Genomic DNA, 17,938 nt, shown 5'->3' with positions numbered 1-17,938 from the left:
AACTCCTGAACTTCCGTATCGGGGAGCAGGCACGTGCTGTTCAAGGGCTCGTGAGGCAGCTGAGGGGGAAGAGATGCTTACCGAGAGGCTGTTCCGGACTGACGACTTACCGCCGGCGGACCGGTTCGACTGCTGGCGGGATCTGATGTCGAAGACGCTCTGCCCCATGGATATGAACAGTGACCGCCCGGCGCAGTTTCAGGCTCAGACACGGCTGTTGGAATTGGGACCGGTCAGCGTGTGGCCAACAATGGTCGAGCCCATGAGCTGGCGGAGAACGCCGCGTCTGATTCGGCAGTCCGATCCGGAGAACTACCACGTCACGCTCCCGATCGCCGGGTCGGTCGGCGTCACCCATGCGGGCCGGGAAGCCGTCCACGGCCCCCGGGAGATGCATGTGGCGGACACCTCACAGCCGTTCCACTGTGTCACCGGCGCCCTGCACGCGGTGGGCCTGGAGGTGCCCAGAAATCTGGTTCCCCTGCGCAAGGAGCGGGCAGACCTGCTGCTCACCCGGCGGCTGCCGGCAGAGGAGGGGTACGGGAGCCTGCTGGCGCAGTTGCTGGGGCAGTTGGCGAAGGGCGCCGGCCCGTACGGCCCCGCGGACGGCCCACGACTGGGCTCGATCATCGTCGACCTGTTGTCCTCGCTGCTCGCCCATACGCTGGACCAGGACGCCGCACTGGCGCCGGAGACCCGCCAGCGGACCCTGACCTTACGGATCCGCGCCTTCATCGAGGACAACATCGGCGATCCTGGACTCACACCACCTGCCATCGCCGAGGCGCACCACATCTCCCTCAGCTACGTGCACCGCCTCTTCCGGCAGGAGGAGGACACACTCGCCGTCTACATCCGCCGCCGGCGCCTGGAACGCGTGCGCCGCGACCTCACCAACCCAGCCCTGAACGACACGCCCATCCACGCCCTCGCCGCGCGCTGGGGCTTCCCCCGCGCTGCGGACTTCAGCCGCGTGTTCCGCAGAACATACGGAGTCCCGCCGCGGGAGCTTCGTCAGCGGGTGCTCAGTGCCTCTTCCGGGATCAACCGCCGGAACACTCGCACGACGGACTGACGAACTTCGTCGCGCGCTGACCCGTATGCAGCCGGGCCCAGATGAGAACTCATCTGGGAGAAACATCACGGTGACGGCTGGGATGAGCACCGCAGAGTGGCGGTGGGCGGCGGAACGCCGCTGATCGGTCCGGACGGCGCCCCAGGCGCGGTCCGCCCCCGGTGGCGGGGCTCGTGCGAGGGGAGGCGTTCCGGCTGCTGGCAGGGATGCTGCTGTTCGAGACGTCCGTCGAGCATCAGCGTTTCGACCGCAACACCCGCCGTCGCCGCAAGGCCCCATCGACGGCTGGCGGATGGAACACCTCCAGGAATCGGCGGGTACGGCGGCCACGGCCGCGGTGCCCGCGTCCCGGAGAGCCCGCCCGCGCCCCCGGCGTACGGGCGGCCCGTGCTCCTGCGCGGGGCCAGGAGAACGACGAGTTGGCCGTGCGCACCGGAGCCCGGGTCGAGCCTGGGCACGGCGTCCTGGATACCGCGAGCGCACCCGCACCCGCAGGTTCCTCGTGGCTGATGACATCCGTACGGGCCCGGCATGCCATGCGTTTCTCCCGCGCCGCGGCTGGCGGCAAGCCACGTATCCTGCGCCCGACGGCCGTGGGATGGCTGTCTTCCTGAGTCCCGGCCACCCCGCTGTCCGAGAGCACTGACTGGCTTGCAGCCAGTACGCGGGCTGCCTTTCAGGATTCGTCGGCCGCAGTGTTGCGGTGGGTCGCGGCAGCTCTTCTACGCCGATACATCAGCACGCCGCTCATCGCGAGGAGGAGCGCGGTGACCGCGCCCGCACCGATCACCGCCTGCTCGGCAGAAAGCCTTGCCAGCAGCTCCAGCACGCCGATACCGGCCGTCGCGTAGAGCAGCGCCCAGCCTGCTCCGCCCACGAACAGTGCCGGGAGGTAGCGCGACAGAGGCATGTGCATGCTCCCCGCGAGGAAGTTGGCAGCGGTCTGGAATCCGACGGTCAGGAAGGAGACGGCCACTACCGGTGCGCCCCACCGCTGGATGGCCCGTTCGGCGCTTCGGAACTTGGGCGTGGAGATTCGCTCCGCGAGCCTGCCGCGCCTGGCCCCGGCTCCGGCGAGCCAGCCGACGGCGAAGGTCCCTCCGGCGCGCAGCAGGACGATGGTGTAGAGACCGGCAGCTGTGAGCGCGACCTTATCCACGACGTCCCGCCCGCCAGGCCGGGCCCTCGCCGTAGATCGCTTCTCCCGTCACCCGATGCCGCGGTTCTCGCCCCAGCGGGCTGGCAAAGGGCATGAGGCTGGTCCCATACCTCACCTGCATCTGCTGGTCCATCCCTGCATACGTGTCGAAGCGGTACTGGTTCCCCCGGCATGACGCAGAGCATTCCTGCGTCCAGGAGCCTTCCCCGGTACGGCCTCCTATCAGGGCCACCCGGCACACCCAGATTAAGCGAACTTGCGTGCCCCGGGTACATGCCCGTCCTGCGGCCGATGCGACGGGGCTCCCGGTTCACCGAGAGTAGTCATCGCCGAAGGGCATACGGCTGAGCTGCCCATGCCAGGGCAGCCGCCCGCCCCCGACTGACGCCCGACCACGGCGACGGCTGCCGGCAGCTGGTCTTCACCGCACCGGGCGAAACTCGAAGGGGCCGGCGGTCTGTTACTCCTGTTGCTGTCTGATCGGCGTGGGGCCGAACGGCCGCCACACCGTCGAACTCGTGGTGTCCATGACCCGTAACGTCCCTGTTCCGCGCTCCGTTCCACCTCACAAAGCTGGCGCCCGGGTGGCGAGGGCAGACCGGCTGCGCCCCCCGGCGACTGGACCTTCGTCAAGCTCCACGGCGACCGTAAGGAGGAATCCCTGCTCGTCGGCGGAATCCGCGAGCTTGTCCGCTCGCTGGACCGCCATTCCGACCGACGCGTCTTCCTGCGCTACGCGGACCCCGAACCCCACCTGCGGCTACGCCTGCGCGGCGACCCTTCCGTGCTCGTCCCCGCACTCAGCGACTGGGCGGGCACCCTCCTCGCCGACGGCCACGTCTCCCGGTTCACCTTCGACGTCTACGATCGTGAGATCGAACGCTACGGCGGCCTCATCGGTATGGACGTCGCCGAACAGCTGCACTCCGCCGTCAGTTCCGCCGTTCTCGACCTGCTCTCCCTCATCCACGCCGGTACTACCACCGGGGGGCTCCCCAGCGACGGCTCGCGGGTGCGGAGTACCGCACCCGCAAGGCGGAATTCTGTGACCTGCTGCGCAGACCACCCCCTCGTCTCATCGGCGACGTCCTCCCCTGGCAGACGTCGCCGACCGGCTCGCCGATCTGAATCGTCGCCGGCAACTCGGCAAGACGCTGCCCGAGCTGTGCCACAGCTATGTACACCTGCACTGCAACCGCCTCCTGGGCACGGACCATGCTGCCGAGGACACCGCGTTGGAACTTCTCTACCGCACCCGCCACAGCCTGGTATCAGGAGCCTGAACCCCGATTCGGGGTGGCCGGGTGGTGAGGGGCACACGGGATGCCGCCCGATTTTGATGGCCTGTCACGAGTCCGATGCGCAGGAAGCGGCCGGTCCAAGCGATTGGCACACCGGCCCGCAGAGAGATGCGCTTGATGGCGCGGGTGACGGAACCGGGGAACATGCCGCCGGTGATTGTGGCCTCACTGGTCGATGCCGACGAATGCCGGGAGGTCAAGGAAGACGGTCTGCGGGAAGGTCTCATGCATGTCGTGGGCGTGGACATCGGCTCGGTGAAGCAGTCCAACTTTGCCTGGGCACTGATTGACTCGCTGGAGCACCCAGCGGTCTCCTGCGGAGACGACCCAGAGGGGCCGCTGTACTCGCCGGCGGCAACGGGGTGCCGGTGCGCTCGGCGTAGGCGACCACGTCGGCGGTGCCCCCGTGGCCCGCGCGGGCTTCCCGTCCCAGAGTGTTCCGAGGGGCTCTGGGATCAATTGTTCACGAGCTGTGGCGGGACCAGTTGCCGGTGTTCAGCGGCGGTAGGCGGCTGTCGCGATCTCGATGAAGGATGGGATCAACGGGTTGGTGTCACCTTCGTTCCACGCCGCCACCACTCGGCTCGGTGCCATGTCGGTCAGCGGTAGTACGGCCAACTCCGCGGGCAGGTCGTGTCCGAGGGGGGCCAGGCCGACTGTGCCGTTCCACAGCACGGCCTGCAGGCATTCCTGGACGGCGCGTACCACTGGGCCCTCGCGTGGCGTGCCGCCGTTCCAGTAGGACTGCCAGCTGGGGTCGGTGTCCTGGGGGAACTGGAACCAGCGGCGGTCGCTCAGGTCGGCCAGCCGCAGCCGGTCGCGGCGGGCCAGCGGATCGTCGGCGCGCAGGACCACGCCGACCGGATCGGTCCGCAGGGTGCGCACCGTCAGGGCGGTCTCGTCGAACGGCGCCCGGGTCAGGGCGATGTCGACCAGTCCGGTGCGCAGCCCGCACGTCGGGTCGGTCAGATCGGTCTCGCGGATGTGGATGTCGATGCCGGGGTGGTTTCGGCGATAGGCGGCGGCCAGCCTGGACACTCCCGGGTCGGTGCCGTCGCCCAGGATGCCGACGGTGAGGGTCGCGGCGCCGGCTGCCGCGCTCACGCGTACACGGAGGCGGTCGGCATGGTCGAGTAGGGCCCGCGCCTCGTCGAGCAGCACCGTGCCCACGGGTGTGAGCGTGACGCCGGACGGCGAGCGGGCGAACAGGAGGGCCCCGACATCGGCCTCCAACTGCTTGATCGCCCGGCTCAGCGGCGGCTGACTCATGTGCAGTCGGGTGGCGGCCCGGCCGAAGTGGAGTTCCTCGGCGACGGCCACGAAGTAGCGCAGGGTTCGTAGCTCCACGCTGCGACGATACCTACGGCGTATCGGCGCTGCGGGATGGGTCTTGGACAGCTGTGGGTCACCGGCGGTGCACTTGGGGCATGACCGAAGAAGTGAAGACCAGCGAGTCGCAGGCCGTTCCTGCCGTATCGGTGATGGGCCCCGGCGACGGCGAGACGATCGTTCTGGGCACCACGCGTATGCGTGTTCTGGAGGACGGCAGCCACACCGGGCACCGCCTTGCGATCGCCGAGTCCGTCCTGGCCCCGCACACCCAGGGGCCGCCGCAGCACCGCCACGCCCAACACGACGAGGGCTTCTACATCCTCTCCGGCACCGTGCGGTTCACCGTCGGGGACGAGGACCATGACGCCATCGCGGGCACGCTGGTGATGGTTCCGCCCGGCACCCCGCACACCTTCGCCAACCCGTCCGACCAGCCCGCTGTCATGCTCAGCACGTTCACTCCCGACCTGTACGTGCAGTACTTCCGAGACCTCCAGGAGGTGCTCGCCGGCGGCCGGCCGTTGACGCCACAGGCCAATGTCGAGGAGATGAGCCGCTATGCGACCGAGCCTGCCACCGACCTGGCCTGAAGCAGTCGACGGGTCCCCGTGAACCGGTGATCCATGAGCGGGAACTTTGAACGGGAACTATGAACATCGCCTACTGGATCGTTGCGGGGCTGCTCGCCCTGTTCTACTTCTCTGCGGGGACGTTGAAGGTAATCCGCAGCCGCGATCAGCTGAGACCGATGATGGCCTGGGTCGACCGCGTACCCTTGCCCGGCCTCAGGGCGCTGGGGACGGTCGAGATACTCGGCGCGACCGGCCTGATCCTGCCGCCGCTGACGGGCATCGCGCCTGCTCTGGCGCCGGCCGCGGCCAGCGGCTTCGTACTCCTTCAGGCAGGTGCGATCGCCGTCCACCTGACCGGTGAAGACAGCCGGATCGCACTCAGCGTCGGGCTCACCACCACCGCGGGTGTGACCCTCTGGCTGGCCACCGGGCTGTGACAGAGCACAGCTCTCGACTGGTGGAGGCAACTGCGGGGACAGCCGCCACACGGCTGCCGTCATTTCTCGCGAACATCGAATACGCCGCCACCCACGCGCTGCTCGGTGAGGTGTACATCTGCTGTCGCAACTCGTGTGCAAGGCCAGTGGGCTGGGTGGGTGACGGCTTCGGCGAGGAGGCGACTCGTTGCGGGTGCTGCAGCCGTCCTTGTCCTCGTCGATCCAGTGCTTGCACTTGGTGCAGCGACCTCGGAAGCCGGCAGCCACCGACCCCGCCTCCTCCGTATCCGTCGGGGAGATTCGGATTGAGCATCCGGTGGTTCGTACCTGCCAGGAGTACATCCGCGGCGACCTTCGTTGAGCCGACGTGGCTAGTTCCTTCCTTAGCGGTTGTTGGGGCTCAGCAGCGTGGCGGCCGCGGCGATGAAGGCGACGGATGCTTCCTTGGCGGCATGCCGCCGGGCGTCCAGCTCGGTGCGGTCGGTGGCCTTGCGCAGCGCGTAGGTGGCATCTGCGGCCTGCTGGGCGGGGCCGGACAGTTCGGGGACCAGGACCTGAAGGCGGATGTGGGGTGCGGTGATGGCCGCCCGGGTGTCGTGGGACCTCGTCTGGGCTTCCAGCTGGTGCTCGGTGCCTGCCTGGGTCAGGGCGAGGCGCTCGCGATGGAACATTGCCGAGCGGTGCGCGTCCAGGGCGGCCGCGAAGTCGGTGACGGCGCCGAGCTGGTCCTGGCGGTGGCTGTCGGCGCGCTCCTCGGCGCGTGCGGCGCGTGCCGAACGGTGCTGGAGGAGTCCGGCGGTCAGGGCGCCGGCGAGGGTACCGAGTACGGCAACGAGGGAAGGCCATATGGACATCAGGTGTTGGATCCTCTTGGGTTGTCGGTTTCGGTGGTGAGGTCGGCGGAGGCCGGGGTACGCGGCGGCGCTTCGGCGGCGGGGTTACGCCTGCGGCGCTCCGGACCTACCCTGGCGGTCAGTGTGCGGCTGGGGTCAGAAATTGGGAGTCCGGAGCCATGATCGCTTGCTGCGAGCCGACCAGGACACGAGACAGCCGGCAGTAAGTACCGGCGCGCTTCCGGAACTCAGCAACATCTTTCTTGCCGCTGACGGAGCGATTCCAGCGGTGACCAACAAACGTTGCCGGCTGACGGCGGTAAGACCACCATGGGTCACCACCGGAGCCGACCCCGCCTCCGGGCAACAGCCGCTGACCCCCACCACCGAAGCGGACTGAGCCGTGTCAACGCCCAACCTGAGCGACTGTGAGAGCGGAGGCCGAGGCGCGGCTCAGCAAATCCGATCGGGCCGCGGCCGCGTCGGCAGTGCTCTGACTTTTGAGCCGGGCTGCGAGAGCAGCACGCAATTGCCGGTCTTCCACGGTCAGTTGGCTGCCGTCGGTGAGGTGGTCGACATCGGTCCGCAGCGGATGCACTCGGCTTCACGCGCCAAGCGCGCGAACACCGACGGGGGAGGGGGTACCGCCCCGGCTCGGCGGGTTGCGTGGGCCTTTGACGAGCATGCCGCCGGTCCCGCGGCGCGCTGGTTCCGCGACTTCGAGGGGCTGACCGGCCTGTTGGAGGAGTGGGGCCGCGTCCTGACCGAAGCCGGGGTGACGCCGGTGGCTCGTACCGCGATGCGGACCTGGCCGGGCCCGGCGTGCGGCTTTTCGGTCTCCTCCGTGCAGAGGACTTCGGAACCGCCGTAGCGGTGGTATTGCATAGCGAACACGGACAACCTCCGTACGCGTAGAGAGTCGTTCAGCAGGAGAGCTTGCGGTCGCTGGCGGCCTCTGCGGGGCTGTCAGATTCGCGCTTGGTCCCGGTCGGTGAAGAAGTTGATCAGGTCCTGGGGCGTGGGGTGGTGGGCGACTTCGGCGGCGGCCGCGGCGCTGCGGGGGAACAGTGCTTGTTCGTATGAGGTGAGGGCGGTCTCGATATCGTCGGGGTGTGCGGCGAGCGCCTTTCCGAGTTCGGCACCGTCCTGCATGGCCAGGTTGGCGCCTTCACCGTTGGGGGTGGAGAGGTGGGCGGCGTCGCCGAGCAGGGTCACTCCCGGCACCCGGTCCCAGCGGTGCCCGGTCGGCAGGGCGTGGAGGGGGCGCAGGACCGGCGCGGTCTGGCCGGCGGTGATCAGGGCGGTGAGTTCCGGTGCCCAGCCGTCGTACTCTTCCGCGATTCGCTCGGCGGCTGCCGCGGCATCGGTAAAATCGATGGTGGCGAACCAGTCCTGCGGCTTGGCCAGTGTGATGTAGGTGCGCAGGGCCCCGCTCTTCTCCCGGTGAGCCACGAGCCACTTGCCGTGCCCGTCCGGGTCGAGCGCGACGAGTGTCCCGCCGCCGACCGCTTTCGCGGTGGCCGGGTGCCGGGTGTCGGCGTCGTGCAGGCAGGTCTCGGCGAAGGAGCGGCCGACGTATTGGGGTGTGGCGTCGGAGAGCAGCGGTCGGACGCGTGACCATGCGCCGTCCGCGCCGACCAGCAAGCGTGTGACGACGGAGGCGCCGCCTGCGAAGGTCACCTCGTGGCGGCCGTCGGTGCGGGCGCGGACGCCGGTGGCCTTGTGGCCCCATCGGACGGTGCCGTGGGGGAGTGCGTCCAGCAGGAGCTGTCGCAGTTCGCCGCGCTGTACCTCGGGGCTTTCGCCTGTGCCGTCGTCGGCCTTGTCGAACAGGACGGTTGCGTGGTGGTCCAGGAGCCGTATCGCTTGGCGGCCCTCCAGGATGAGGTCGCGGAACTCGTTGCTCAGTCCGGCTGCTTTGAGGGCGAGTTGGCCGTTGTAGTTGTGGATGTCGAGCATTCCGCCTTGCGAACGCGCCGTCGGGGAGGGCTCCGCCTCGTAGACCGTGGCCGGGATGCGGTGGAGGTGCAGGACGCGGGCCAGGACGAGGCCGCCGAGTCCGGCGCCGATGATGGTGACAGGAGGGTGCATGGGGCTCCTTGCGTGTCGCACACCTGCCGGGTGGGCGCCGGCGGGCGCTGGAGGGAAGGCGGCTCGCCGGGCCGTGCGGCCGGGCAGGGAAGGGCTCAGACGACGATGACCCGGCGCCCGCGCGTGTGACCGGCCCGGCTGTCGATGTGTGCCGCGGGGGCCTCGGCGAGTGAGTACGTCTTGTCGACCGGGATGTGGAGCTTTCCCCGTGTGATGAGGCGGACGGCCTCGGCGAGGGCTTGCGCAACGTTCCCGGTCACGCCGGAGAACCGGGCACCGAGCTCCGGCGCACCCAGGTCGGCGATGGAGACCACCCTTTGCGGATCCCCGGTCAGCTCGACGAGCTCGCGGATCACGCCTGACCCGGCCAGATCGAGCGCCGCGTCGACCTGTCCGAGCCGCCGCACCCGCTCGACCCAGCCCTCGCCGTACGTCGCGGCGAGGGCGCCCAGGCTCCGCAGATACTCCTGGTTCGCGGCTCCGGCCGTGCCGATCACCGTGATGCCCCGCTCGCGGCAGATCTGGAGGACCGCCGATCCGACTCCCCCGGACGCGCCGCTGACCAGCAGCGTCTGCCCGGACCGCACACCGGCCTGACCGATGATGCGCAGCGCGGTCTCCACGACGGAGGGGTACCCGGCCGCCTCTTCGAAGGTCAGGGTCTCGGGTATATGGGCCCAGGTCGCGAGGACGGCGAACTCGGCATATGTACTTGCGCCTCGCCCGAACACGCGGTCACCGACCTCGACGCCTGCGACGTGCTCGCCGACTTGGTCCACCACCCCGGCGGCGTCCTGCCCGACTCCGGCAGGCATCTCGACCGGGCGGACCTTGTGGAACTGGCCTTCACGGATCCGCCAGTCGACCGGGTTCACGCCCGCGGCCCGCACGGCTACGCGTATCTGGCCGGGGCCCGCGTGGGGCTCCTCGGCGTCTTCGAGGTGGAGAACGTCGGGACCGCCGAACTCGGCGAAGCTCACTCTCTTCATGCGGCCGACCGTAACACTAACTGTTATAGTTTTGAAACAGCTACTCCTTTGGATTTGGTAGTGTCAGCGGCATGACCGTGCCGACCACCGGACGCCGCGAACGCAAGAAGGCCGCGACCCGCCAGAAGATCGCCGACACCGCCCTGCGGCTCTTCCTGGAGCGCGGTTACGACGCGGTGGGCATCCGTGACGTGGCCGCCGAGGCCGACGTGGCCGTCACGACGCTCTTCTCTCACTTCGCCTCGAAAGAGGCCCTGGTGTTCGAGCAGGACGAGAACTTCGAGCAGCGCCTCACGCAGGCGGTCACCGGCCGGGGCCCGCACGAGCCAGTCATCCCCGCGCTGCGCCGCGAGATCCAGGCCATGGTCCGGCACTGCACGGGGGACGGCGCCGCCCCGGTCTACCGCATGATCGACGCGTCACGTGCCCTGCGGGAGTACGAGGAGTCGATGCGGCTGCGCCACGCGGAGTCGCTGGCCACGGCCCTCATCGCCGATCCCGACCTGCCACAGAGCGAAACGGCCTGCCGGACGATCGCGAGGTTCGTCATCGACGCCTATGCGCTTGCCCGCGAGGCGGCCGACCCGGACGCCGCGCTGGACGAGATCTTTCAGATGATCGAGGCGGCCTGGGAAGTCACCTGACCTTCTGGGGCAGGGTGCTGACGAGCAGTGAACCCAGAGCTGGACGGGGCCTCAGTGCGAACTCTGGTTCCGCATGAGCCCACTCGTCTCGGAACGACATCTGATCCGATCAAGACGGACCGTCTAGGAAACGACATGAAATTGCAGACTCCGACGTCCGACACGGCGTGAGACCGAGGAAGAACCTGCAAGCAGGTCACGAAGGTGATCTCCGATACCAGCCGCGAGACCCTGCAGCTGTAGGGTCTCGAATTTCGTGTCGGAATCTCAGGGCTGATGTTGGATCAGAGCCGGATGCGACACAGGGCTGAGACCGCAGTGCCCTGTCGCGATGAAGCCGTGGGGTTCTCACTCGTTCTCGTCCGTGCTGCTCTGGGGAGGCGCGATCCCCCTCACGGCCTCACCTATCCTCTTCTGCTGCGCCTGCGGGCGAAGTCGGGAGGCGTCTTTGAGGCTGCACTGGCCGCAGGAGAGGTATTCCTGGCGGCCGGTGGGCAGAATCCTGCGGTCCTGCCCTGGCAGTCCGAGGCCGCGCTATGCTTGCATCAGCTGGACCGGGAAGCGGAAGCCCAGCCCCCAGCGTTGGAGGAACTGCGACTGGCCCGCGAATGAGGCGCGCCCTGGCCCGCTGACGAGCGTTGCGTATCGCCGGAGTAGTTCACCGTGGCCAGATGGCCTTCTTTGAGCAGGCCGTTTACCAGCTCCGGTTTTTTGCCGGTCTGCCTGGAACACGCCAAGGCAACCGCGAAATACAGCGCTACGGCGCGTCGGCCGGCGCACGGACGCCAGGCGCGTCCTGAATGGGGCCTGGGACGTCGCCTGTCGCCGCGGTGAACAATTGCTAGTCCAACAGATCAACGCCGAGCTCAAGGCATGCGATGCCCACTCACGCAGCGCTCTTGCGGTCGGAATCGAGGCCCTTACTCCCAGTGAACGGCGCGTCGTGGAGTGGGCCGCCGCCGGCAGATCCAACCGCGAGAACGCCCGAACCCTGTTCGTCACGCACAAGACTGTCGACGCGCTCTGGACAGGTCCTGTCGCAAACTCGACATCAGCGGCCGGCGCCAGTTGGCCGAGCAGCCCCCAGCCCGTCCAAGGTCGAGTCTGATTCGGAGCGCAACCACAACCCGGGTTCACATGAGATCAACCGATCTGGCTTGGAAATTCTTTGAACGCCTGCGAGCGGGGCTCACACCGTGATCCCAGAACGAGGCCGATTTCCGGTTGTCGATGACCACCGGATGAACCGCATGATGGTGACCTACCGGCTGGAAAACAATGGAGTCCATACAGAGGCCGCCGAGAGCGCATCAGGCACTGAGCGTCATGCGTACGGAAGCTTTTGATGTCGTCGTGCTCGCTTTCGACGGGCGGTTCCGGCCCGATGGCACCAGGCCCGGTGATCAGCGGGTCGTGCCCGGGCGTCCTGGCTCAGTGATTCCCCGTATGCATAACGAGAAGCGGCCACCCGAAGTGGACCGATCAAGCTCGGGAAACGACTTAACCGCCACGTGCTGGTCCTAAGAGTGCCTTGCCACTACCAGGGCGGCAGTCTGATCGGAGGACGAAAGCATGCAAACCCCACCCGTACTGAACCCTCAGGCCGTGCAGGAGCTGGGGAAATCGCTCGAAGCTCCGTTCGTCATCGAGCTCGTCAACACGTTCTTGGAAGACTCTCCCCAACTGATCGACCAAATCCACCAGGGGGTCCAGGACAACGAGACAGAGCAGGTCCACCGCGCCGCGCACACGCTGAAATCGTTCAGCAAGACTTTCGGGCTCGAGCAGCTGGGATCGTTGTGCCAGGAGCTGGAGAAACTCTCAGCACACGGCGAACTGTCCGAGGGTGCGACGTCGGCCGCAAGGGACACCGAAGCCGCCTACCGCCATGCTCGACAGGCTCTGGCAGACCTTCGACAGGAGCTGGCGTCCAGCAGTCGGCCACGGGAGAGCTGATCGCGGAGGAGGGCGATGAAGAGCCGCCACGCTGCGGTGACTAGTTAGGGGCCGGATGAACCCGGGGTACAGCCGCGGGTGACGTGCAAGATACCGCGCGGAGAGAGACGTCGGCAGTGAGGCCGCGGATATGGCATAAGCTCGCCGCTAAACGATCGGTTGGCGGAGCGTTTGCATAATGAATGCGGTCATCGGCATGACGGAACTCCTGCTTGGTGCTCGCCTAACCGCAGAGAAGCACAATTTCGCGGAGGTCGTTCGTAACAGCGCAGACAATCTTCTGGCGACCACTAACGACATCCTTGACTTTGCCAAGTTCGAGGGGAGAAAATTCGACCTGGAATGCATTCCCTTGGGTCTGAGTGAATGCGTTGAATCCACCTTGATTTCATCATGACTCGCGCGGATGAAAAAGAGATTCTTGGACTACTGCGACGCCTGCCTGGCCGCAGGAATGGATGACTTCATCACAAGCCACTCCATCTGATGACCTGAGAGCCGGGCTGGACAACTGCACCCCTGGGCACCAGGTGCCCCCGGTGATCCTCGCGACGGTCGATAGAAGAGTGGCCAGGCATCGGCCACCGAAGGCGTGCCAGTGCTCGCGCCGACGCCCACAGCCCGTCTGTCTGCCCGGGCGCCAGCCTGGCCTGGTGCCGTTCCTGCCGCAACGGGCCCGTATCGGCGTCAAGTTCAGCGATCATCCCGGCCGACGGGACAGTGGCCCTGGGTCATTGATGATCCCTGCACAAGCCGCGGTTCTCAAACAAGACCATGATCAACGATCAATAGCTCGACGCTTCACTACCGCGAACGGGCTCGCAGGGAAGCTCGCCGACCCGCTGCACCGGTCACTGGTTGGATACCCTGGGAATCGGCAAATGGCACCTGGCTCATTGGGGTGTGAGAGCCAGCTACACACCGAGTTCGACGAGAGACGCCCAGCTACACACCGAGATCGACGAGAGACGCTGGGTGTCCTGTCGGAGGGGTGGTGGCGATGAAGCGTTCTGTGGGGCGGCGGGTGAATGTGTCGCTCCGAATGCTCGTGCGTGTTTTCGTTGTGGTCAATGCCCTCTTGCTTGCCGTGGTGCTTACCCTGAGTGTGGTTGCCGTGCAGAGCATGCAGGACGCTGCACGGGCCGAGAGCCGGCGGTCGGAATCGCTGCGCCTGGCCGACGAACTGCGCCAGACCTCCGATGACCTGACCCGCATGGCAAGGACGTACGCGGTCACCGGAGAATCACGCTACCGGGACTACTTCGTCGAGATCCTGGCTATTCGTGACGGTAGAGCCCCGCGCCCCGAGCAGTACGACCGTGTCTACTGGGACGTGGTCACCGACACCGGGCGGCGGCCCACTTCCTCCGGACCGGCCGTCAGCTTCGATACGCTGGCCACGCGGGCAGGGTTCACCCGTGAAGAGTTGAGCCTGCTCAAGACGGCGCGGTCGCGCTCCGACGCTCTGGCGCGAATCGAAGAGACAGCCTTCGCCGAGATCGACAGCACAGCTGGAACATCCAGGGCGGCTGCCGGCCGGGCCAGGGCCGCCGCACTCCTCTACGGCGCGGATTACCGTCACGCCAAGGCTCAGATCATGCAACCGATAGGAAGCGTGTTCGATCTGGTCGACGTACGTACCCACCGGGAAACCGCGCAGGCAGTCGACCGGGCGACGGCGTACTCGTCGGCAGCGGTCGGCGTCGCACTGGTGATGCTGTGCGGTATGGCGGTCGTCGCGGTTGGGGCGCGGCGAGCGATCATCCGTCCGGTTGGCATGCTCGACCACGCCACCGCGCGCATCGCCGAGGGTGACTTGCGCGTGCGTGCGCCAGTCGGGGGCATGAGCGAGATCAGCTCACTCGCCAAGCGCTTCAACGGCATGGCTGAGCGGGTGCGGCGCCGAACCGGAGAACTCGAGCTGCTTCAACGCGTCGCGGTCACCGCCAATGAGGCCGCTGACCTGACTGAGGCGACGCAGGTTGTCCTTGACCTTGTCTGTGGCTACACCGGCTGGCAGGTGGGCCATGCATACTGGCTCGCCCCTGATGCGGCACGAGCCGAGGGCGCCAAGCTGGTCCCCTCGCCGGTCTGGCACTGCGGTGACTCTGCTGAGTTTCGAGCATTCCGGCAGGCGAGGGAAGCGAGCCCGCTGACCCCGGGGGAGGGGTTGCCCGGACGCGTATTCGCCAGCGGCAAGGCTGCATGGATCGTTGATGTCACCAAGACCCCCGAATTCTCCGGAGTCGGAAATGCGGACGACATCGGTGTGCATGCGGCCATGGGATTTCCCGTGCTGGTGGGCGATGAAGTCGTCGCCGTTCTGGAGTTTTTCTCGTTCCAGCCGGTCGAGCCCGACGGGGCATTGCTCGACCTGATGGGGAACATAGGCACGCAGCTGGGCCGGGTCGTGGACCGTATGCGTGCAGAGACTGCGGCACGCAACGTCAATTTGTTGCTGGAATCGACCGCAGAAGGTATCTACGCTACTGATCTCCAAGGAAACTCCACCTTCGTCAACAAGGCCGCAGCCGAAATACTGGGATACGAACCCGACTCCCTGGTTGGCAAGTACATGCACGAGCTGTGCAGTCACACCCATCGCAACGGTCTTCCGTGCTCGATCGAGGAGTGTCCGATCTGTGCGGCGTATCGGACTGGTCGTGGGCGCCAGACCGAGGGGGAGATGTTCAGACGGCGCGATGGAGTCCTCTTTCCTGTAGCTTGCACCTCCTATCCGATTAGACAGAAGGGGGAGGTCTGTGGGGCAGTTGTCACCTTCTCGGATGTCACAGCCCGGCGACGTGCCGAGGAGGCGTTGCAGCAGGCGAAGGAGGCAGCCGAGAGTGCCAACAACGCCAAGAGTGCTTTCCTGGCGACAATGAGCCACGAGATCCGCACCCCGATGAACACGATCATCGGCATGACCGGACTGTTGCTCGACACGGAGCTCGACCACGAGCAGCGCGACTTTGCCGGCACCGTCCGTGAGAGTGCGGAGGCCCTGCTCACGTTGATCAATGACATCCTCGACTTCTCGAAGATCGAGGCCGGTAAACTCAAGCTTGAGCACCAGCCGTTCCATGTCGGTGAGTGTGTTGAGGCCACGCTCGAACTCGTGGCCGCCGAGGCGGCCGCGAAGGACATCGAGTTGGCCTGCCTGGTTGACCCGGGCGCGCCCGAGGGCATGGTGGGTGACGTCACCCGGCTCCGGCAGGTGCTGCTCAATCTGCTGAGTAACGCGGTGAAATTCACCGAACGAGGCGAGATTGTGGTTACGGTCGACGCTGAGCTTCTGGCGGATGCTGGCGACGGGTCGGATGCGTCCCCGCGGTGCCGATGGCACTTTGCTGTGCGGGATACAGGAATCGGCATCCCGCCCGATCGAATTGAAGGATTGTTCGATCTGTTCAGTCAGGTCGATGCCTCAACGACCCGCCGCTACGGTGGCACCGGTCTTGGCCTGGCCATCTCAAAGCGCCTATGCGAACTCATGGGCGGGACGATCTTCGTGTCCAGTCGGCAAGGTGAGGGCTCGACGTTCCGCTTCACCGTCGAGGGTGGGACCGCAGCCGTCCGGCGGCGCGACCCTGTGCCAGAGGAAAGGCCGGAGCTGGCGGGAAAACGGGTGCTCGTCATCGACGGAAGTGCGGTCAACCGTCAGATCCTGATGACACAGATGGCGTCATGGGGCATGCAACCGAGCACCACCGAGTCACCGGCCGAAGCGGTCGAGTGGCTTTCGGCCGGAGCCCACTTCGACCTCGGAATCGTTGATGCAAAGATGCCGGAGCGGAATGGACCCACCCTTACCGAAATCATCCAGGCAACCCAGCAGCATCACTCCATCCCGCTCATCATGCTGACTTCGCTCGGTCAGCAGCGCAACGACCTCCCCAACTCCCAGATAGCCGCCTACCTGACCAAGCCGATCAGGCCGTCCCAGCTCTTCGACACCATCATCAGCGTCTTCACAGGGCAGTTGGCCGGTGCTGTGTCTGCCGTAGAGCGCGCACCCGGGACGCATCGGAGCGCTCCCCAGGGCACTCTGCGGATCCTCGTCGCAGAAGACCACGCGGTCAATCAGCGACTGGCAATACTGCTGCTGGACAAACTCGGATACCGAGCCGACGTCGCGAGCACTGGTCGGGAGGCATTGGCGGCGCTCGAACGTCAACCCTACGACGTCATACTCATGGACGTGCAGATGCCAGAGATGGATGGGCTGGAGGCAACCCAGCGCATCCGCTCGCGTTGGCCGGGCGAAGGCCGCCCATACATCGTCGCAGTCACCGCCAATGCAATGGAGGGCGATCGGGGGCCTTGCATCGAAGCCGGGATGGATGACTACCTCACCAAGCCCATCAATCTCAAGGAGCTGGGTAAAGCGCTCGCCCGCTCTGCAGGCCGGGGCGAGCGCCCTCACGGTGGCTTCGGCTCGCCAGGGTGACGCTGGGGCGGCGAACTGGGGCCTAGGTCTAAAACTGACGGAGGTTGTTGACAGGTGGGTCTCTGATTCCTAGGAGACCTGCATGACCGAACGGGAACTGCAACGACGTGCTCGGCATCGGCTGGCGGTGCTGCGGCACGTTGAGGAAGTCAGCGGCAGTGTGGCGCCTGTCGACTGGGTCAAGGAGGCGGTGCCGGGCTGGACCGTACGTGACCTCGCTACCCACGTTCTGGGCGACTTCTACGGGCGTCTCGCCCGCGACCGCGACGGCCATCAGGAAGGTCCCGCCTTCGCGCCGGGCGAGACTCTGGAGGCGTTCATCCACCGCGCCCACCAGGAATGGGTCGACGCCTGCCGCGGGGTGAGCCCGGCCGCGCTCACCGACACCCTTGACCTGATCGGCGGGCAGGTCGCCCGGTTCTTCGAGGCCGCTGCCCTCAACTCGCCATCGCTGGGGGTGTCCTGGGCCGGTGTCGACCCGGCACCGATGTGGCTGGACAGCGCCCGCGACTTCACTGAGTTCTGGACCCACCGCCAGCAGGTCCGGCACGCCATCGGCCAGGACACCGACCCCGATCCACGCTTCTTGTCGGTGGTCTTGGACACTTTCATGCGAGCCCTGCCCCACACTCTGCGTGACGTCGGTATGCCGGTCGGCACCCAGAGCCAGGTTCGGATCGACGGCCCGGCCGGGGGTACCTGGACCGCGACGGCCACCGGGGATCGCTGGTCGCTCGCCGAGCCAGACGCCGAACGCCCGACCGCGATCGTTCACCTGGACGCGGAGACCGCCTGGCGTCTGTGTACCCGCGGTATCCAGCCGGAGACAGCCCTTTCCCGCGTCGGCATTGACGGCGACCGCGACCTGGCCGAAGCCACCTGTCAAATCGTGTCGATCATCTACTGACCGTCACCACAAGAAAGCGCCCCGGCCGTGGCATCCGGTGTCCGTCAGCCGCGAAGCCACAGCCGGAGCACGGCCGTCGGCATGCTGCCGTGAAACACCTAGGCAGTGTCTTCAAATGATCTCGGGTGGTGGATCATGGTCGGGTGATACGTCGCCATGAACTGTCGGATGCCGAGTGGGAGTTCGTCCGGC

Annotated in this window: 14 protein-coding genes and 3 pseudogenes; 11 read left to right on the top strand and 6 right to left on the bottom strand. The window is 66.8% G+C overall.

Features of this window, described 5'->3' with window-relative positions:
- The first annotated feature begins 73 nt into the window (after positions 1-73).
- A complete protein-coding gene (locus tag ACZ4XD_RS27120) occupies positions 74-1,075 on the top strand; it encodes an AraC-like ligand-binding domain-containing protein (RefSeq protein WP_468046277.1) in 1,002 nt (333 codons plus the stop codon).
- 676 nt (positions 1,076-1,751) lie between these two features.
- Here the strand turns inward: ACZ4XD_RS27120 and ACZ4XD_RS27115 are convergent.
- On the bottom strand, positions 1,752-2,234 hold the full coding sequence (locus ACZ4XD_RS27115) for a DedA family protein (protein WP_468046275.1): 483 nt from the start codon (positions 2,232-2,234) through the stop codon (positions 1,752-1,754).
- A gap of 661 nt (positions 2,235-2,895) precedes the next feature.
- On the opposite strand from ACZ4XD_RS27115, the pseudogene ACZ4XD_RS27110 reads away from it, so the two are divergent.
- Together ACZ4XD_RS27110 and ACZ4XD_RS27105 are read left to right on the top strand one after the other, a co-directional pair.
- Positions 2,896-3,150: pseudogene (locus tag ACZ4XD_RS27110) on the top strand (thiopeptide-type bacteriocin biosynthesis protein); the annotation flags it as partial.
- Between the two features lie 172 nt (positions 3,151-3,322).
- A pseudogene (locus ACZ4XD_RS27105) lies at positions 3,323-3,517 on the top strand (lantibiotic dehydratase C-terminal domain-containing protein); the annotation flags it as partial.
- A gap of 513 nt (positions 3,518-4,030) precedes the next feature.
- On the opposite strand, the gene ACZ4XD_RS27100 reads toward ACZ4XD_RS27105, so the two are convergent.
- Entirely contained in the window at positions 4,031-4,882 is an 852-nt protein-coding gene (locus ACZ4XD_RS27100; RefSeq protein ID WP_468046273.1) for a LysR family transcriptional regulator, read from the bottom strand.
- Between the two features lie 80 nt (positions 4,883-4,962).
- Here ACZ4XD_RS27100 and ACZ4XD_RS27095 point away from each other — a divergent pair, with 80 nt between their 5' ends.
- A complete protein-coding gene (locus ACZ4XD_RS27095; RefSeq protein ID WP_468046271.1) occupies positions 4,963-5,457 on the top strand; it encodes a cupin domain-containing protein in 495 nt (164 codons plus the stop codon).
- Positions 5,458-5,516: 59 nt separating this feature from the next.
- Positions 5,517-5,876 (top strand): DoxX family protein, encoded by a 360-nt coding sequence (locus tag ACZ4XD_RS27090; RefSeq protein WP_468046269.1) that lies wholly within the window; start codon positions 5,517-5,519, stop codon positions 5,874-5,876.
- A 383-nt stretch (positions 5,877-6,259) separates the two neighbouring features.
- Here ACZ4XD_RS27090 and ACZ4XD_RS27085 read toward each other — a convergent pair whose 3' ends face one another.
- The 4 genes and pseudogenes from ACZ4XD_RS27085 to ACZ4XD_RS27070 all read right to left on the bottom strand — a co-directional run bounded on the left by ACZ4XD_RS27085 (position 6,260) and on the right by ACZ4XD_RS27070 (position 9,789).
- Positions 6,260-6,730 carry a hypothetical protein gene (locus tag ACZ4XD_RS27085; protein WP_468046267.1) on the bottom strand — a complete coding sequence of 157 codons (471 nt, stop codon included), beginning with the start codon at positions 6,728-6,730 and terminating at the stop codon, positions 6,260-6,262.
- 747 nt (positions 6,731-7,477) lie between these two features.
- Positions 7,478-7,603: pseudogene (locus tag ACZ4XD_RS27080) on the bottom strand (NADP-dependent oxidoreductase); the annotation flags it as partial.
- 72 nt (positions 7,604-7,675) lie between these two features.
- A complete protein-coding gene (locus tag ACZ4XD_RS27075; RefSeq protein ID WP_468046265.1) occupies positions 7,676-8,800 on the bottom strand; it encodes an FAD-dependent oxidoreductase in 1,125 nt (374 codons plus the stop codon).
- 95 nt (positions 8,801-8,895) lie between these two features.
- Positions 8,896-9,789, bottom strand: coding sequence for an NADP-dependent oxidoreductase (locus tag ACZ4XD_RS27070; protein ID WP_468046263.1), 894 nt, complete (start codon positions 9,787-9,789; stop codon positions 8,896-8,898).
- Positions 9,790-9,860: 71 nt separating this feature from the next.
- Between ACZ4XD_RS27070 and ACZ4XD_RS27065 the strand changes: the two genes are divergently transcribed.
- From ACZ4XD_RS27065 to ACZ4XD_RS27040, 6 genes are all read left to right on the top strand, one after another.
- Positions 9,861-10,433 carry a TetR/AcrR family transcriptional regulator gene (locus ACZ4XD_RS27065; RefSeq protein WP_468046261.1) on the top strand — a complete coding sequence of 191 codons (573 nt, stop codon included), beginning with the start codon at positions 9,861-9,863 and terminating at the stop codon, positions 10,431-10,433.
- 838 nt (positions 10,434-11,271) lie between these two features.
- Positions 11,272-11,541, top strand: a complete 270-nt coding sequence (locus tag ACZ4XD_RS27060; protein WP_468046259.1) for a LuxR C-terminal-related transcriptional regulator — start codon at positions 11,272-11,274, stop codon at positions 11,539-11,541.
- A 464-nt stretch (positions 11,542-12,005) separates the two neighbouring features.
- Positions 12,006-12,389 carry an Hpt domain-containing protein gene (locus tag ACZ4XD_RS27055; RefSeq protein WP_468046257.1) on the top strand — a complete coding sequence of 128 codons (384 nt, stop codon included), beginning with the start codon at positions 12,006-12,008 and terminating at the stop codon, positions 12,387-12,389.
- 178 nt (positions 12,390-12,567) lie between these two features.
- Positions 12,568-12,786 (top strand): histidine kinase dimerization/phospho-acceptor domain-containing protein, encoded by a 219-nt coding sequence (locus ACZ4XD_RS27050; RefSeq protein ID WP_468046255.1) that lies wholly within the window; start codon positions 12,568-12,570, stop codon positions 12,784-12,786.
- A gap of 603 nt (positions 12,787-13,389) precedes the next feature.
- Positions 13,390-16,839 (top strand): response regulator, encoded by a 3,450-nt coding sequence (locus ACZ4XD_RS27045; RefSeq protein WP_468046253.1) that lies wholly within the window; start codon positions 13,390-13,392, stop codon positions 16,837-16,839.
- An 82-nt stretch (positions 16,840-16,921) separates the two neighbouring features.
- Positions 16,922-17,746 (top strand): maleylpyruvate isomerase family mycothiol-dependent enzyme, encoded by an 825-nt coding sequence (locus ACZ4XD_RS27040; protein WP_468046251.1) that lies wholly within the window; start codon positions 16,922-16,924, stop codon positions 17,744-17,746.
- The last annotated feature ends 192 nt before the right edge of the window (positions 17,747-17,938 follow it).

This window comes from Streptomyces sp. NPDC029466 (genome assembly GCF_055574515.1).
The sequence above is the reverse complement of the archived record's forward strand: the minus strand, read 5'-3'. Positions and strand labels throughout refer to the sequence as shown.

What these genes read in the sequence shown, in the direction of transcription:
- ACZ4XD_RS27050 (WP_468046255.1), top strand. Translation starts at nt 12,568, where the DNA reads ATGAATGCGGTCATCGGCATGACGGAACTCCTGCTTGGTGCTCGCCTA.
- ACZ4XD_RS27075 (WP_468046265.1), bottom strand. Translation starts at nt 8,800, where the DNA reads ATGCACCCTCCTGTCACCATCATCGGCGCCGGACTCGGCGGCCTCGTC.
- ACZ4XD_RS27065 (WP_468046261.1), top strand. Translation starts at nt 9,861, where the DNA reads ATGACCGTGCCGACCACCGGACGCCGCGAACGCAAGAAGGCCGCGACC.
- ACZ4XD_RS27040 (WP_468046251.1), top strand. Translation starts at nt 16,922, where the DNA reads ATGACCGAACGGGAACTGCAACGACGTGCTCGGCATCGGCTGGCGGTG.
- ACZ4XD_RS27085 (WP_468046267.1), bottom strand. Translation starts at nt 6,730, where the DNA reads ATGTCCATATGGCCTTCCCTCGTTGCCGTACTCGGTACCCTCGCCGGC.
- ACZ4XD_RS27070 (WP_468046263.1), bottom strand. Translation starts at nt 9,789, where the DNA reads ATGAAGAGAGTGAGCTTCGCCGAGTTCGGCGGTCCCGACGTTCTCCAC.
- ACZ4XD_RS27045 (WP_468046253.1), top strand. Translation starts at nt 13,390, where the DNA reads ATGAAGCGTTCTGTGGGGCGGCGGGTGAATGTGTCGCTCCGAATGCTC.
- ACZ4XD_RS27120 (WP_468046277.1), top strand. Translation starts at nt 74, where the DNA reads ATGCTTACCGAGAGGCTGTTCCGGACTGACGACTTACCGCCGGCGGAC.
- ACZ4XD_RS27055 (WP_468046257.1), top strand. Translation starts at nt 12,006, where the DNA reads ATGCAAACCCCACCCGTACTGAACCCTCAGGCCGTGCAGGAGCTGGGG.
- ACZ4XD_RS27090 (WP_468046269.1), top strand. Translation starts at nt 5,517, where the DNA reads ATGAACATCGCCTACTGGATCGTTGCGGGGCTGCTCGCCCTGTTCTAC.
- ACZ4XD_RS27095 (WP_468046271.1), top strand. Translation starts at nt 4,963, where the DNA reads ATGACCGAAGAAGTGAAGACCAGCGAGTCGCAGGCCGTTCCTGCCGTA.